At 45.6% G+C, this 16,389-nt stretch carries 15 protein-coding genes; 12 read left to right on the top strand and 3 right to left on the bottom strand.

Annotated features, from left to right (window positions below; all coding sequences use genetic code 11):
- Positions 1-115: 115 nt before the first annotated feature.
- Positions 116-565 carry a universal stress protein gene (locus BTO30_RS08500; protein WP_075398301.1) on the bottom strand — a complete coding sequence of 150 codons (450 nt, stop codon included), beginning with the start codon at positions 563-565 and terminating at the stop codon, positions 116-118.
- 227 nt (positions 566-792) lie between these two features.
- Between BTO30_RS08500 and BTO30_RS08495 the strand changes: the two genes are divergently transcribed.
- Both BTO30_RS08495 and BTO30_RS08490 read left to right on the top strand, forming a co-directional pair.
- Positions 793-1,473: a metal-dependent hydrolase gene (locus tag BTO30_RS08495; protein WP_075398300.1), complete on the top strand. Its 681-nt coding sequence runs from the start codon at positions 793-795 to the stop codon at positions 1,471-1,473.
- Positions 1,474-1,633: 160 nt separating this feature from the next.
- Entirely contained in the window at positions 1,634-2,947 is a 1,314-nt protein-coding gene (locus BTO30_RS08490; RefSeq protein WP_075398299.1) for a CBS domain-containing protein, read from the top strand.
- A gap of 28 nt (positions 2,948-2,975) precedes the next feature.
- Here the strand turns inward: BTO30_RS08490 and BTO30_RS08485 are convergent, their stop codons facing one another.
- Complete coding sequence (locus BTO30_RS08485; protein ID WP_075398298.1) at positions 2,976-3,284, bottom strand: YtpI family protein; 309 nt, start codon at positions 3,282-3,284, stop codon at positions 2,976-2,978.
- A 96-nt stretch (positions 3,285-3,380) separates the two neighbouring features.
- On the opposite strand from BTO30_RS08485, the gene BTO30_RS08480 reads away from it, so the two are divergent.
- The 8 genes from BTO30_RS08480 (at position 3,381) to pyk (ending at position 14,307) form a co-directional block, all read left to right on the top strand.
- The gene (locus BTO30_RS08480) at positions 3,381-4,316 is read left to right on the top strand and encodes a DHH family phosphoesterase (protein WP_075398297.1); all 936 of its coding nucleotides are present in this window, start codon (positions 3,381-3,383) and stop codon (positions 4,314-4,316) included.
- A gap of 73 nt (positions 4,317-4,389) precedes the next feature.
- Positions 4,390-7,647 (top strand): DNA polymerase III subunit alpha, encoded by a 3,258-nt coding sequence (dnaE, locus tag BTO30_RS08475; RefSeq protein ID WP_075398296.1) that lies wholly within the window; start codon positions 4,390-4,392, stop codon positions 7,645-7,647.
- Between the two features lie 94 nt (positions 7,648-7,741).
- Entirely contained in the window at positions 7,742-8,980 is a 1,239-nt protein-coding gene (ystJ, locus tag BTO30_RS08470; RefSeq protein ID WP_075398295.1) for an NADP-dependent malic enzyme, read from the top strand.
- Complete coding sequence (locus BTO30_RS08465; RefSeq protein WP_075398294.1) at positions 8,981-9,517, top strand: FadR/GntR family transcriptional regulator; 537 nt, start codon at positions 8,981-8,983, stop codon at positions 9,515-9,517. It begins immediately after the preceding gene.
- Between the two features lie 37 nt (positions 9,518-9,554).
- Entirely contained in the window at positions 9,555-10,415 is an 861-nt protein-coding gene (gene accD / locus BTO30_RS08460) for an acetyl-CoA carboxylase, carboxyltransferase subunit beta (protein ID WP_075398339.1), read from the top strand.
- Positions 10,412-11,383, top strand: a complete 972-nt coding sequence (gene accA / locus BTO30_RS08455; RefSeq protein ID WP_075398293.1) for an acetyl-CoA carboxylase carboxyl transferase subunit alpha — start codon at positions 10,412-10,414, stop codon at positions 11,381-11,383. The genes accD and accA overlap by 4 nt, the downstream gene beginning before the upstream one ends.
- 177 nt (positions 11,384-11,560) lie before the next feature.
- Entirely contained in the window at positions 11,561-12,520 is a 960-nt protein-coding gene (gene pfkA, locus BTO30_RS08450; protein ID WP_075398292.1) for a 6-phosphofructokinase, read from the top strand.
- Positions 12,521-12,543: 23 nt separating this feature from the next.
- Positions 12,544-14,307, top strand: a complete 1,764-nt coding sequence (pyk, locus tag BTO30_RS08445; protein ID WP_075398291.1) for a pyruvate kinase — start codon at positions 12,544-12,546, stop codon at positions 14,305-14,307.
- On the opposite strand, the gene BTO30_RS08440 is transcribed toward pyk, so the two are convergent.
- Positions 14,294-15,322, bottom strand: a complete 1,029-nt coding sequence (locus BTO30_RS08440; RefSeq protein WP_075398290.1) for an AI-2E family transporter — start codon at positions 15,320-15,322, stop codon at positions 14,294-14,296. The two genes, pyk and BTO30_RS08440, sit on opposite strands and share 14 nt — an antisense overlap.
- 75 nt (positions 15,323-15,397) lie before the next feature.
- Here BTO30_RS08440 and BTO30_RS08435 point away from each other — a divergent pair, with 75 nt between their 5' ends.
- Positions 15,398-15,853: a DUF441 domain-containing protein gene (locus BTO30_RS08435; RefSeq protein ID WP_075398289.1), complete on the top strand. Its 456-nt coding sequence runs from the start codon at positions 15,398-15,400 to the stop codon at positions 15,851-15,853.
- A 73-nt stretch (positions 15,854-15,926) separates the two neighbouring features.
- Positions 15,927-16,163, top strand: a complete 237-nt coding sequence (locus BTO30_RS08430; protein WP_075398288.1) for a hypothetical protein — start codon at positions 15,927-15,929, stop codon at positions 16,161-16,163.
- The last annotated feature ends 226 nt before the right edge of the window (positions 16,164-16,389 follow it).

Below are 16,389 nucleotides of genomic sequence, written 5' to 3'. Positions count from 1 at the left end.
AAAGGGTGGAGCGGAATCCAGTTATTATTCAGTCATCATGCCGATTGATTCCGCTCATAACCGATACATCGCACAAAAAAACCGCTTTCCTCATAGGGGCAGCGGTTTTTCGCGGTTATTCAGCTGCTTCATCTGTGCGAACGATCAGCACGTCGCAATTTGCGGCGCGGGTAATGTGTTCGGAAACGCTTCCGATCAGAAACCGTTCCATTGCATTAAGACCTGTTGCCCCACAGATGATGAGGTCCGCTTCTACTTGTTTAGCCACATCTTTAGGAATCACAACTTTTGGAGAGCCGTACTCGACGAATGAGTTTACTTGCTTCACGCCGGCCGCTTCCGCTTCCTTTTTGTACTCATCAAGAAGGTCATTGCCGTACTTTGTTGCACGTTCTGCAATTGAGCGGTCATATGCTTCAATTGCAGCGAATGAACGCGTATCGATGACGTGGACCAGGTTTAAGGCGGCTTCGTTTCGCTTTGCGATTTGAACAGACTTTTTAAATGCCCATTCTGCTTCCTTTGAACCGTCAACAGCCACTAATACGTTTTTGTACTTCAACATAAGTCATTCCCCCTTATGTCTTTATTGTACAACAAAATAAAAAAATAGAAAGCAATAAAGTTGAATATTCACGCAATTTCGCAGGGGGGAAATAGATTATTCTTGATGGGTGCTTTCTTTTTTTGCAGACCAATTTTCTCCGGCAATAAAAAGGGGTTTGGCTGGTTTTATCGAATGTATGATAGGGAAAAGGCAGTGAGAATGGATAATGGAGAGGAGATTATAAGATGAAAGTATCATTTCACGGGCATTCCGTTGTTAAAATTGAATCAAACGGCAAGACGGTCTTGATTGATCCGTTTATTACAGGCAATGAATTGACGGATTTAAAAGCGGATGAACAAAATCCGGATTTTATTATTTTGACGCATGGTCATGGCGACCATGTCGGGGATACAGTTGAGATCGCAAAACGAAGCGGTGCGCTTGTTATTGCGGTGAATGAGCTGGCGATTTACCTGCAGCATCAAGGACTTAATGCGCACCCGATGCATATTGGCGGCAGCCGGGAATTTGAATTTGGAAAGGTGAAATTCACACCTGCATTTCATGGTTCCGGTCTTCAGCAGGAAGACGGCACATTTTTGTATATGGGGATGCCGGCGGGCGTGCTGATCATGAATGAAGGAAAAACAGTGTATCATGCGGGAGATACCGGTCTTTTCTCTGATATGAAATTAATTGGTGAATTGCATCCGATTGATCTCGCCTTTCTGCCAATCGGTGACAATTTCACAATGGGACCAGAGGATGCGGTACTGGCGGCTGGTTTTTTGCAGGCGAAAACAGTTGTCCCTGTTCATTATGATACGTTCCCGCCGATTAAACAGGATCCGAAAGACTTCGTTTCAAAAGTAAAAGAAGGAACCGGGAAAGTCATGAATCCTGGCGACGTGGTGGAGTTATAAGGATCAAAGGCTAAGAACGCGACGTCATGTCGCAACGCCTTTGTGACCCACATCATGCGGTCCGGTGAAAAGCTGTCTCATTAGAGGCGGCTTCTTTTTTTTCCTGTTCTTTTGTTCTATAATAATAAGAGAGACATGCGGAAAGGGACGGGTGGAACAGGTGATAACGAAACACGAACAAATTCTTCAATATATAGAGGAATTGCCAATCGGTGAAAAAATTTCCGTGCGGCAGATCGCAAAAGCACTTTCAGTAAGTGAAGGGACAGCTTATCGGGCCATTAAAGATGCGGAAACAAAAGGGCTTGTCAGTGCGATTGAGCGCGTCGGCACCATCCGGATTGAGCAGAAAAAGAAAGAAAATATTGAAAAGCTGACCTTTGCAGAAGTGGTTAACATCGTAGACGGTCAGGTGCTCGGCGGACGGAATGGTTTACATAAAACACTGAATAAATTTGTCATCGGCGCAATGCAGCTGGAAGCGATGATGCGCTATACAGGACCGGGAAATTTACTGATCGTCGGAAACCGTGTGAAAGCACACGAGCTTGCGCTGCAGGCAGGAGCCGCTGTGTTAATTACAGGCGGTTTTGAAGCGGGCGATGAATTAAAAAAACTGGCGGATGACCTCGAGCTGCCGGTTATTTCGACGAGCTATGACACATTTACTGTCGCCGCCATGATTAACCGGGCTATTTATGATCAGCTCATTAAAAAGGAAATTGTGCTCGTCGGTGATATTTTAACACCGGTTGAAAGCAGTGTGTTTTTAGAAGTCGGGGATAGTGTCGGTGACTGGCTTGATAAAAATCGCGACACATCACACAGCCGATTTCCGGTTGTTGATGAGCATTTAAAGGTATTTGGTATGGTGACGGCGAAAGATATTATGGGAAGCGGCCGTGAAGTCATTATCGATAAAGTCATGACGAAAAATCCGATTACCGTGACGATGAAAACAAGTGTGGCATCAGCTGCTCATATGATGATTTGGGAAGGCATCGAGCTGCTGCCGGTCGTGGATGAACAAAACCGTCTGCAGGGCATTATCAGCCGTCAGGACGTCTTAAAAGCGATGCAAATGGCACAGCGACAGCCGCAGGCAGCTGAAACGCTGGATGATACGATTGCCAAGCAGCTTGTGCTCCCTGAAGACCGGGAAGCGGGAGACGTGTATCAATTTGAAGTGACACCGCAAATGACCAATCAGCTCGGGACGATTTCATATGGTGTTTTTACAACCATTGTGACAGAAGCAGCGAATCGGGCGCTGCGTGCGCATAAACGCGGTGATCTTGTCGTGGAGAATATTACGATTTACTTTTTGAAGCCTGTTCAAATGGAATCAACACTGGACATTTATCCGAAAGTGATGGAAATTGGCCGAAAGTTCGGAAAAGTGGATGTGGAAGTATACAATGAAGGGGTTCTCGCCGGAAAAGTGATGATGATGTGCCAGTTGATTGACCGATAAAAAAAGCAGACTGAATGCAGCCTGCTTTTCACCGATCATTGTCGAGTTCGTCCGCTTCTTTTTGAGCAAACGGCAAATAATACTTGTACATTTTATAGCCGGCAATCATGCTCGCAAAGCCAAATAATATGAAAACGGCGGCAACGATGTAAGAAACGGTCGTTTGCTGGACAAACAGCGTATTAATGCCGAACACGCCGACAAATAATCCGAGTGCCATACTGGATTTGGCAGACAGCCACTTTTTTTCCATCGGCCGTCTGCTGCGAACGTTTTGCACTCGATAAAAAACATAAAAAGCAAACGCAACGACAATAACAATGACAAGAAAAGCCATGAGTGTAATTCCTCCGTTCAGTAAACTCTTGTTTATTGTAACGGGAACGGCGGTGGATTTCCAGCCGAAATAAGCGTTTAGAGAAGGAGAAATCAAGTGAAACAACACATTATTGACAAAATTAAAGAATACGAGACGATCATTCTTCACCGCCACGTGCGCCCTGACCCGGACGCGTACGGCTCGCAGGGAGGACTTGCGGAAATCATTAAAGCAACATTTCCTGAAAAAAACGTATATACAGTCGGAGAAGAAGAACCGACGCTAGACTTTATGCGCCGTCTCGACGAAATTGATGACAGCGTGTATGAAGAGGCGCTTGTCATTGTGTGTGACACAGCTAATCAGGCGCGCATCTGTGACCAGCGTTATAAAATGGGCAAAGAAGTCATTAAAATTGATCACCATCCAAACGAAGATCCATATGGTGATATGCGCTGGGTCGATGTAGACGCTGCAGCGTGTAGCCAGATGATTTATGATCTTTACAAAACGTCGGACGGCCAGCTGAAGATGAGCGATGAAGCAGCCCGTTTGCTATATGCGGGTATTGTCAGTGATACAGGCCGTTTCCTTTATTCATCGACAACCATCGAAACCATGAAGTATGCCGGCGAATTAATGCAGTATGATTTTAACCGCCAGGAATTGTTTAACAGCATGTATGAAAAAGATCCTCATGTTTTAAAAATGGAAGGCTACATTTTGCAAAACTTTGAAATGGATGAATCCGGTGTCGCTGAAGTCAGACTGACAAAAGAACTGCTTGACCGTTTTAACGCGACGCAGGCAGAAACATCACAGCTTGTCAGTATATTAAATGGGGTGAAAGGCATTCAGGCATGGGTGTTTTTCATTGAAGAAGACGATCAAATCCGCGTTCGTTTCCGTTCGAAAGGAACTGTCATAAACGGTTTGGCGATGAAATACGGCGGCGGAGGCCATCCGCTTGCTGCCGGTGCAAGTGTTTATTCATGGGAAGAAGCCGGCCGTGTATTGGCGGACTTAAAAGCATTGATTATGGAAAACTAAAAGGAGAGGATTTCTCCTTTTTTTATACAAGAAAAAGAACATACATTCACTTTAAGAGAAAGGAGCGGAGGAAATGTTCATTCATCTGGAAACGGAAACAGCATTCAGTTTTCGTGCATCCACGTTAACGCCTGAACTGATCGCCAAAAAAGCGGCGGAGAACGAATGCAGTGCGGTTGCATTGACAGACTTTAACACGCTTCATGCGGCAATTCCGTTTTACCGGGCTTGCAAGGAACGCGGTGTTAAACCGATTATCGGTTTAAAAGCATTGGTTCAATCCCATTCTGAAAGCGGACAAGGGTTTCCGCTCCTTTTATACGCCAAAAATGAAACAGGATTTTCCCACCTTGTGAAAATATCAAGTGCTATTCAAACGAAAGCGAAAGATGCTTTGCCGCTTAAATGGCTTGAAGCATATGCATCAGGGCTGATCGCGGTGCTGCCCGGCATGGATGGGGAAACAACAGAACAGGCGGCTGCTTCTTTTAACGGGCTATTTGAGCATTTTTACATTGGGATCCGCGGTCATGAATCGGAGCAGGCGCTGAGAACGATCGCTGCAGCGGCGAACATTCCTCTTGTTGCGATCAGCCATGTTCAATATGCGGACAAGGCCGGTGCGTTTGCATCACGCTGCCTGCAGGCCATTCGTGAAAATAGACTGATCGATAGAGAGGATGAAATGACCACTCCGATACATTCATTTGAAACGCAGGAGGAAATAAAAAAGAGATTCGCAGATGTTCCAGAAGCGGTGAAAAATACGGAAAAAATCGCTCAACTATGTCATTTAGACTTATCATTCGGCGGGCGGCTCATTCCATCTTTTCCGGTGCCGGAAGGGGAAACAGCGGATTCTTTATTAAAGAAATTATGCCTTCAAGGTCTCGGACAAAAAAGTCAGCGTTATATGGATCGGCTAACCTATGAATTGTCCGTCATCAGCCGGATGAAGTTCAGTGATTATTTTTTAATTGTGCATGATTTTATGGCGCACGCAAAAAAACAAGGCATTTTAACCGGACCGGGACGTGGATCAGCAGCCGGTTCACTTGTCGCTTATGCGCTCGGGATTACAACCGTTGACCCGATTGAATTCGGGCTTTTATTTGAACGGTTCTTAAATCCGGAGCGGATCACCATGCCGGATATTGATATTGATTTTCCGGATAACCGGCGGGAAGAAATTATTCAATATATTGCCGGCAAATACGGAGCGCTGCACGCAGCTCAGATTGTCACGTTTGGTACACTGTCTGCCAAAGCGGTCATGCGCGATGTGGCACGGGTTTTCGGATTTGATACAACTGAACTATCCCGATTGTCAAAGCTCATTCCTTCTGTACCGGGGACGAAACTGGCCGAAACGGACTTAACAGATTGGATCAATGAATCACCTGTGAACGAGCGTATTTATCGAACAGCCATTCAGCTTGAAGGGCTGCCGCGCCATACATCGACGCACGCAGCCGGCATGATCATATCAGAAGAGCCGCTCACAAACCGAGTGCCGGTTATGGAAGGTCATAACGGCGTATATTTAACACAATATGCGATGGAATCATTGGAACTGCTTGGACTGCTAAAAATTGATTTACTTGGACTACGCAACTTAACCGTTATTGAACGTATTTTATCATCCATTAAACGAACGACAGGAACATCGATCAGTCTGCATTCACTGCCGCTTGACGATCCGGCTGTATTTGCCCTGCTCGCAAAAGGAAAAACTGCCGGGATATTTCAGTTCGAGTCAGACGGTATGAAAAAAGTGCTCATGCAGTTAAAACCGGATCGTTTTGAAGACATGGTGGCTGTCAACGCTTTATACCGGCCGGGTCCGATGAGCCAAATTCCTATCTATATTAGACGGCGGCACGGGGAAGAAAAGGTCCGTTATTCCCATCCGATTTTAGAAACAATTTTAAAGACGACATACGGCATTATTGTGTATCAGGAGCAGATCATTCAAATCGCTGTGGAGATGGCCGGCTTTACACCAGGTGAAGCGGATCTGCTGCGCCGGGCTGTCAGTAAGAAGAAAAAAGAAACGCTTGAAGAAGAGCGGCGTCATTTCGTTAATGGAGCGCTGGATAAAGGCATTGAAGAAAAAATTGCTTCCCATGTATATGATTTGATTGTCCGCTTTGCGGATTATGGATTCAATCGAAGTCATGCGGCTGCCTACAGCATAATTGCTTATTGGCTTGGTTGGCTAAAAGCGCATTATCCGGCTTATTTTCTGGCTGCATTATTGCAGTCGTCTTCAGGGAACGAAGATAAATTCCGGCAGTTTAGAGCGGAGGCTGCCGAATATAATATTCCGTTTCTTGCACCATCTGTGAACAAAAGCGGGTATTCGTTTCAAGCGACTAAAGAAGGCATCCGGTTCGGGCTTGTTCCGGTGAAAGGCATCGGACAGTCTGCGGCGAAAGTCATTATTGAGACAAGACAAAATGCGCCGTATGCGGATTTGTTTGATTTTTGCCTCCGTGTACCGCTCCATGCGGTGAACCGGCAGGTAATTGAATCGCTTATTGTTTCGGGAGCGATGGATGAGTTTGGGCAGGACCGGGCTGTTTTACTTGCAAGCATTGACGCAGCACTCGAACATGCGGCTCTTTTACAACCGGAAGAAGGCAGTTTATTTGAGGGAGCGGCTGTATTATTTAAACCGAAATACACAGAAGCAGAAGCGATGCCGGCTGATGTAAAGCTCGAAAAAGAAAAAGACGTGCTTGGCGTTTACATATCCGATCACCCGATTGCGAAACTGCGTCCGTCATTAAGGACGGCCGGTGCCGTGCCATTGTTATCTCTTCAATCAAACCGCTTTATACAAACAGCGGGCCTGATCGGTGCGATTCGTGAAATTCGAACAAAAAAAGGCGAAAAAATGGTGTTCCTGACCGTAATGGACGAAACGGGAGAAAGAGACGCCGTCATATTTCCGGATGTGTACCGAAAAGCAGCACCGATCATTGAAAAAGGAGCTGCCGTGTTTATTACCGGATCAGCGGAAGAACGAAATAACGAGGTGCAGCTGGTTGTTCAAAAGATTCAGCTGCTCGATAAGGGATTGAAACAGGCGCTTGAACAAAAGCAGACGCTTTATATTAAATTGCCGGAAGGAACAGGAACCGACCTCCTCGCTGAACGCGTGTATCGTTTGCTTTTGGACTATCCGGGGTTTGCATCGGTTGTTGTGCATTATGAACGAAAGAAAGAGACGGTGCGGCTCGGAAAAAAATATTTTGTTACGCCGGATGATCGTCTCATACAGGCATTGAAACAAGAATGTGGGACGAAAAATGTCGTACTTAAGTAAGGAAACCCTTTACAAGTATGCGGTAATCGTTTAAAGTGTTATAGTAAATCTTGTGGTCAGACCACTTGAATGAATATACAGGAGAGATGAGAACATGTCTAATCGTGAAGAAGCACTTCATATGCACAGAGAAAACCAGGGGAAACTGTCTACTGGTATCAAAACAGCCGTTAAAAACGCACGGGATTTAAGTCTTGCATACTCACCAGGCGTTGCGGAGCCTTGTAAAGAAATTTATGAAAAACCGGAAACGGTGTATGATTATACGATGAAAGGCAATATGGTTGCTGTTGTTTCAGACGGAACAGCTGTGCTTGGATTAGGCAATATTGGTCCCGAAGCTGCTTTGCCGGTAATGGAAGGGAAAGCTGTCTTGTTTAAAAGCTTTGCCGGCGTGGATGCATTTCCAATCTGCTTGAACTCAACAGATCCTGAAAAAATTATTGAAACGGTAAAATTATTGGAGCCTACTTTTGGCGGGGTCAATCTTGAAGATATTGCAGCACCAAACTGCTTTATTATTGAAGAACGTCTGAAAAAAGAAACGAATATTCCTATCTTTCATGATGATCAGCATGGGACAGCCATCGTGACGGTAGCGGGGCTGATCAATGCGCTGAAATTGACGGGACGAAAAATGGCCGATATTAAAGTGGTTGCAAATGGTGCCGGAGCGGCCGGGATTGCGATTATTAAACTATTGACAGGGTACGGCGTGCAAAATATTATTATGTGTGACTCGCGCGGCGCAATTTATGAAGGGCGTACAGAAGGGATGAACCCCGTCAAAGAAGAAGTCGCAAAATTCACAAACCGTGAAAAGAAATCCGGCAGTCTGGCAGATGTGATTCAAGGAGCGGACGTCTTTATTGGTGTATCGGTTGCCGGTGCGCTCACGAAAGAGATGATCGAAACGATGAACAGCGAACCGATTATTTTTGCTATGGCGAATCCGACACCGGAAATCATGCCGGAGGAAGCCAAAATGGCCGGAGCAAAAGTCATTGGCACGGGCCGTTCCGATTTCCCGAACCAGGTGAACAATGTTTTGGCTTTCCCGGGGATTTTCCGCGGGGCGCTTGATGTACGTGCGACTCACATTAACGAAAAAATGAAACAGGCAGCTGTAGAAGCGATTGCCGGCCTTATTGAAGAACATGAAATTAATGAGGATTATGTCATCCCGGGTCCATTTGACCTCCGCGTTGCACCGGCTGTCGCAGCAGCGGTAGCGACAGCGGCGATGGAAACGGGTGTGGCCCGCATGAAAGTGGATCCAGAAGAAGTGCGTGAAAAAACGATAAAATTATCGTTAATTGGCAAAGGTGAATAAATGACGGGATCACAGCGTCCGCCATCCAAATTTGTGGCAGCTATTTCACAAATTCAAGAGATGATTAAAGCGGATCGGATCAGACCGGGTGATAAACTTCCGTCAGAGCGTGAACTATCAGAGCGGCTATCGATTGGCCGCTCTTCTGTTCGCGAAGCATTGCGGGCGCTCGAGCTTCTCGGTTTGATTGAAACGAGACGGGGGGAAGGGACTTTTCTCCGTGATTTCCAAGATCATCAGCTCGTGCCGCTCATCAGTACCTTTATTTTTAACGATGATCAAAAAAAAGAACACGTTCAGGATATGAAAGCCATTTTAGAAATGGGCTGCCTTGCTATACTGGCCAAGCGCCCGGACTTTAAAAATAACGCCATCAGTCTGCAGGCGGATTTTCATGAATTGATGGACGCTGCAGGCAACAGCCTGCTGAAAAAAATCTGGCTGATTATTTCTGACTATGCCGGCACTAGTCGAGAACAGGACCGTGAACGCCTAAATGAGCTGTTGATGGGATTCATGAAAAACAATCCCTCATAAGGATTCTTAAAGGGGTGGAACAGTGGCAATAAAAGATATGTTTTCAAAACAAAAACCGAAAAAGAAAAAGTATGCGACAATTCCATCAGAGGCAGCAAAACAGGATGTCCCTGAAGGTATTATGCAAAAATGCCCGAAATGCAAAAAAATTATGTATACGAAAGAACTGAAGAAAAATCTTCACGTCTGCCTGGGCTGCGGTTACCATTATCAAATGACCGCCTATGAGCGGCTTGAATCCCTCCTCGATGAAGGATCTTTTCGTGAACTGGATGCGGATCTTTCAACAGGAAATCCGCTTCATTTTCCGGATTATGAGGAAAAAGTGGCTGCTGACCGTAAAAAAACAGGGATGAATGAAGCCATCGTGACCGGTGTCGGCTCCATTGATGGACGGGAGTCCGTGTTTGCGATTATGGATGCCTCTTTCCGGATGGGCAGCATGGGGTCTATCGTTGGGGAAAAAATTGCCCGTGCCGTTGAAGAAGCGATTCGTCTTCATATTCCATTTATCATTTTCACAGCTTCAGGAGGCGCGCGCATGCAGGAAGGCGTTTTGTCTCTTATGCAAATGGCGAAAACTGGTGCGGCATTGAAACGGCTGAGTGACAGAGGAGGGCTTATTATTTCTGTCATGACGCACCCGACAACGGGCGGTGTTTCTGCGAGTTTTGCGTCGCTCGGAGACTACAATTTTGCGGAACCGGGTGCTTTAATTGGATTTGCCGGACGCCGTATTATTGAACAGACGATACGTGAAAAGCTGCCGGATGACTTCCAGACAGCTGAATTTTTATTGAAATGCGGACAGCTTGATGCCGTGATTCACCGCAGTGATATGAGAGACAAGCTTTCGTTTTTACTTGATATTCATCAAACGGGCGGTGATAAAAAATGACAGGACTTGAATTTGAAAAACCGGTCCGCGACCTGCAGGAAAAAATTGCGGAACTGAAGAGCTTTACAACAACAACCGATGTTGATTTGTCTGATGAAATCGCCAAGCTTGAGCTTCGGTTGAAAAAGCTGGAAGATGATATATATAATAGTATGACGCCGTGGGACCGCGTTCAAATGGCCCGCCATCCTAATCGGCCGACCACACTTGATTACATTCCACACTTGTTTGAAGACTTTTTTGAATTGCATGGAGACCGGACATATGGTGATGATGCAGCGATTGTGGCCGGTATAGCTAAATATCATGGGACGCCAGTGACGGTGATCGGTCATCAGCGCGGGCGCGATACGAAAGAAAATATTCAGCGCACCTTTGGCATGCCGCACCCGGAAGGATACCGAAAAGCACTGCGTCTAATGAAGCAGGCTGAAAAATTTAACCGTCCGATCATTTGCTTAATTGACACGAAAGGCGCATATCCGGGCAAAGCGGCGGAAGAACGGGGGCAGAGCGAAGCCATCGCCCGCAATATTTTTGAAATGGCAGGACTTCAAGTCCCGATTGTCTGTATTGTCATTGGTGAAGGCGGAAGCGGAGGGGCTCTTGCACTTGGAGTCGGAGACCGTTTATTTATGCTTGAAAACTCTACGTATTCTGTTATTTCTCCGGAAGGCGCAGCGGCTCTTCTATGGAAAGATGCAAGTCTTGCAAAAAGGGCAGCTGAGACAATGAAAATTACGGCACCGGACTTGCGGGCACTTGGCATTGTGGATGAGATCATTCCAGAGGTGCGCGGAGGTGCACACCGCGATGCGAAACACCAGGCCGCATTGATTGATGAAGTGTTAAAGACGGTCATTGCGTCATTGCAGACCATTCATCCGGACGAGCTGATCGAGCAGCGATACGAAAAATACAAGAAGATCGGTGGATATGCTGATGAAACGGCCGGCCCAAAAGGATAACCTTTTCGGGTCGGTTTTTTTTCGGGCGTGAAATGTCCCGGGCTATGACTTTTTTTGAGTGTTAGCGCTTACTTTTTGACTAAAGATTGTGAAGAAGAAAACGTTCTGTTATCTTAAAAGAAGATAGGCATATGAGAGTGTAAGACGGCCAATAATGAGCTAGAGGTGAAAGGAACAATGAAACGAATTGGTGTATTAACGAGTGGCGGCGATGCGCCGGGAATGAACGCTGCGGTGCGGGCGGTCGTTCGTAAAGCAATTTATCATGATATTGAGGTATTTGGTATATATCAAGGCTATCATGGCTTAATAAACGGCCATATTGAAAAGCTTGAGCGTGGTTCTGTAGGAGATATCATTCATCGCGGCGGAACCATTCTTCGTTCGGCCCGCTGCCTTGAATTTAAAACACTTGAGGGACAAAAAAAAGGAATTGAACAGCTTAAGAAATTTGGCATAGAAGGTCTGGTTGTCATTGGCGGAGACGGATCATATATGGGCGCAAAAGCCTTGACTGAACACGGTTTCCCATGTGTAGGCGTGCCAGGTACGATTGATAACGATATTCCGGGAACAGAATTTACAATCGGGTTTGATACGGCACTGAATACCGTGATTGACGCCATTGATAAAATTCGTGATACAGCGAGTTCACATGAACGCACGTTTATCGTTGAAGTTATGGGGCGCCACGCAGGTGATCTTGCTCTCTGGTCAGGTCTCGCCGGCGGTGCGGAAACGATTTTAATTCCGGAAGCCCCTTATGATATGGCAAAAATTGCCGAGAAACTGAAACGCGGACAAGAGCGCGGCAAAAAGCATAGTATTATTATAGTAGCGGAAGGTGTTATGACGGGTGCTAAATTTGGTGCAATTATTGAAGAATTAACCAATTTTGATACGCGTGTATCCGTACTGGGCCATATGCAGCGCGGTGGTTCACCGACAGCGTCAGATCGTGTACTTGCCAGCCGTCTGGGGGCTTACGCGGTGGAGCTTCTTATGGAACATAAAGGCGGCCGGGCTGTTGGAATCGAAAAAAATCAAATTGTAGACTATGATATCATTGAGGCATTGGCGAAACCGCATAAAATTGATCAGCGCATGTATGAACTATCACAGGAACTTTCGATTTAACGAGAAAACAGGAGGAACTATCGATGCAAAAAACGAAAATTGTCTGTACGATCGGACCGGCAAGTGAAAATATTGAAACATTGCAATCACTAATGGAAGCAGGCATGAACGTAGCCCGTCTTAATTTCTCACACGGCAGCCATGAAGAGCATGGAGCCCGTATTCAAAACATTCGCCAAGCGGCAAAAAACACAGGCAAAACAGTTGCGATTTTACTTGATACAAAAGGACCGGAAATTCGTACGCATGACATGGAAAACGGCTCGATCGAACTGATCAGTGGTACAGACACTATTATTTCTATGACGGAAGTATTGGGTACACCTGAGAAATTCTCCATTACGTATCCAGGTCTTATTGATGATGTCGAGCCGGGTTCAAGCATTTTGCTTGATGACGGACTGATTGCTCTTTTAGTAACAGGTACCGATCATGAAAAAGGGGAAATTGCGGTACGCGTATTAAACAGCGGAACGTTGAAAAATAAAAAAGGGGTAAATGTCCCGGGTGTGTCAGTGAAATTGCCGGGTATTACCGAGAAAGATGCGGCGGATATCCGTTTCGGCATTGAACAGGACGTGGATTTTATTGCGGCTTCATTTGTGCGCCGTACATCAGATGTTCTTGAAATTCGTGAGCTTTTAGAAAAGCATAATGCCACACACATTCAAATCATTCCAAAAATTGAAAACCAGGAAGGCGTCGATAATATTGACGATATTCTGGAAGTTTCAGACGGTTTAATGGTGGCGCGCGGCGATCTTGGTGTTGAAATCCCTGCTGAAGAAGTACCGATCGTTCAAAAGAAGCTGATTAAAAAATGTAATTTTCTTGGGAAGCCGGTTATAACGGCAACACAAATGCTTGACTCCATGCAGCGCAATCCGCGTCCGACGCGTGCAGAAGCGAGTGACGTTGCGAATGCCATTTTCGATGGTACAGACGCCATTATGCTTTCCGGAGAAACAGCGGCAGGTTCTTATCCGCTTGAAGCAGTACGGACGATGCATAACATTGCGGTCCGCGCGGAAGCTGAGCTGCAAATGAGAGACATTCCACCGCGCCGCCGTAATAACACAGGCCGAATGACCATGACGGATGCGATCGGTCAGTCTGTTGCCAAAACGGCTGAAGCACTTGAAGTACACGCCATTATTGCCCCGACATCAAGCGGCCATACCGCACGAATGATTTCACGCTATCGTTCAAAAGCGTCCATTTTTGCTGTGACAGACAGCGAGCGTGTGTCGAGGAGTTTATCGCTTGTCTGGGGTGTTTTTCCGGTGATCGGACTTCGTGTATCTTCAACCGATGAAATGCTTGATAACGCCATTATTCGCTGCCTTGATGAAGAATTAATCCACCATGGCGATCTAGTTGTGATTACAGCAGGCGTTCCGGTTGGTGAATCGGGCACGACGAATTTAATGAAAATTCATGTTGTCGGCGATATTTTAGTAAAAGCACAAGGGATCGGACGCCATTCCGCATATGGAAAGGTTGTAACCGCGAAAACAGCGGAAGAAGCATTGCAAAAAGTGAAACCGGGCGATGTTCTTGTTACGTATGGAACAGACCGCGATATGATGCCGGCTATTGAAAAATGTGCGGCCATCATTACAGAAGAAGGCGGATTGACAAGCCATGCAGCGGTGGTTGGAATCAGTCTTGGTATTCCGGTAATCGTTGATGTGGAAGGAGCCATTACAAAGCTTCGGGACGGTCAGGAAATTACGGTTGATGCAGCACGGGGTATTATTTATAACGGACACGCTAACGTTTTATAAACAACAGCCGCAGCAACCCGGAACGATAAATGGATTGACAGGCTAAAAGGAGAAAAGGCCCTGTAATCATACCGGCCGCCCCCCAAAAAGTTAATCCGGCAAAAGCTGTGAATAAAATGGCGAGCGGGTGAAGACCAACAGCACCTGATACGAGTTTTGGCTCCAGCAGCTGCCGCATAAGAACAAGTGCCGCATATAGGATACAGAGCAAAATGGCGGCCATGTACTGACCGGTGAGCAGAGAAACGGCCATCCATGGAATAAATAATAAGCCTGATCCGAGAAGCGGAATTAAATCTGCAGCAGCAGCTAAAAAAGCTACTTCAGCCGCATGTGGATAACGCAGAAGAAAAAATCCGAGAGATGCACAAGCAAAGGTGATTGTAAACAATATGATTTGCGCCGTCATAAATGATTGAACCGCCGATATGAAATAAGTGATGGCCAGCAACAGCCGTTCTTGATAGAGCGCGGGAATGAGACGGATCATACGGTTCCCGTCCCGGGCGATAAAAAAAGCGGAAAGCAGCACCACGATGATTTCAGATGCAGCGCCCGGAATGCCAAGAATAAGGTTCGTACTTGAACGGAGTCCTATTTCTGCATATTGGCCGGCCATGTTAACAGCTGAATGACTCATTGCTTCAATAAAACCAACAACAGATTCCTTTTGCTGCTCACTTAATGCATCCGAAACGGTATGAATGATCTGTTCTATATTTGAAAGGATGATTTGGGTATAGCCGGGGATCACATAGGCGATATGAGATGCTGCTCTTGCGGCCGTAAAACCAAAGACCAATGCCGCTGCTATAAACAAAAATGCCGCCAATACGAGCGCTGAAAAAATGGACATATTCTCTGAAAGGCACGATTTTTTTTGAATAAAGCGGGCTGGTTTTTGAACAGTGATGGCAAAAAATGCCCCGATTATAAATGGCTTGAATACGGGTAAAAACAAATAAAAGAGAAATGCTAGAACAGTAAGGATGATCAGCATATTCCATAACCGCATGGCGCTTCCTCCATTTCTACATTACACGTATGTGGAAAAGAGGACAGCCATGCGTCTTTTTTTAGGAGGGGTGATATGCACGCGTATTTATTTTTATTTTTACTCCTTGTGATCAGCTTAATCGCTAAAAATCAATCGCTTCTCATTGCATCTGCATTGCTGATCGTATTAAAAGCGGCCGGTTTAGAAGCAAAATGGTTTGAGATGATGCAAAAAAACGGCGTTCATTGGGGTGTAACCGTTATTACCATTGCCGTGCTCGTGCCAATTGCGACCGGTGCGATCGGTTTTAAAGATCTCGGCGCCGCATTAAAGTCGCCTTATGCGTGGATCGCGCTTACAGCAGGTATTCTTGTCGCACTTATTGCGAAAAATGGCATCGTGCTGCTGGCTGAAGATCCACATATTACAACCGCTCTCGTTTTCGGGACCATTCTGGCTGTGGCTCTTTTCAATGGTGTCGCAGTCGGACCGCTGATCGGTGCAGGAATAGCGTACTACGCTATGAAAGTATTCCAGTCGTTCCAGTGAATTTTTGTGAAAGAGTGAAACTTTTTCATTCTTTCTGTCGTATAGTGTATGGAATAAAACATCGAAGGGGGAAATGGTAAAAATGAAAAATGCGGGTCTTGCCGCTGTACTCAGTTTTTTCTGGACAGGTGTCGGACAAATTTATAACGGACAGATTATGAAAGGCCTCATTTTAATTGTTGTGCAAATGGTGAATGCGGCATTAATGTTTGTGCTTATCGGATTCATTACGTATCCGATTGTCTGGATCTGGGGCATTTACGATGCTTATAAAACGGCCGAACGTTACAATAAAAGCTCAAATTTTTAAACTGAAACTTTATATAATACCATAAATCAAATACATGTCATGTTCGAAATTTTAATGATTCATAAATAAATTTCGAACTTTTTGACATGTTTTGATTCACAAACATGCGCTCATTGTTTATAATAGGCAATGTAAGCGCACACCATTTTGAACATTGCATGTTTTCTTTTGTTCAAAAAAGTGTACATATGCTTGGAACAAAGCTTTTTTATTTTTTAAAATGGTA

The organism is Domibacillus antri (genome assembly GCF_001936625.1).
Classification (GTDB): domain Bacteria; phylum Bacillota; class Bacilli; order Bacillales; family Domibacillaceae; genus Domibacillus; species Domibacillus antri.
Note: the sequence above shows the minus strand (reverse complement) of the source record. Positions and strands in the feature narration are given on the sequence as shown.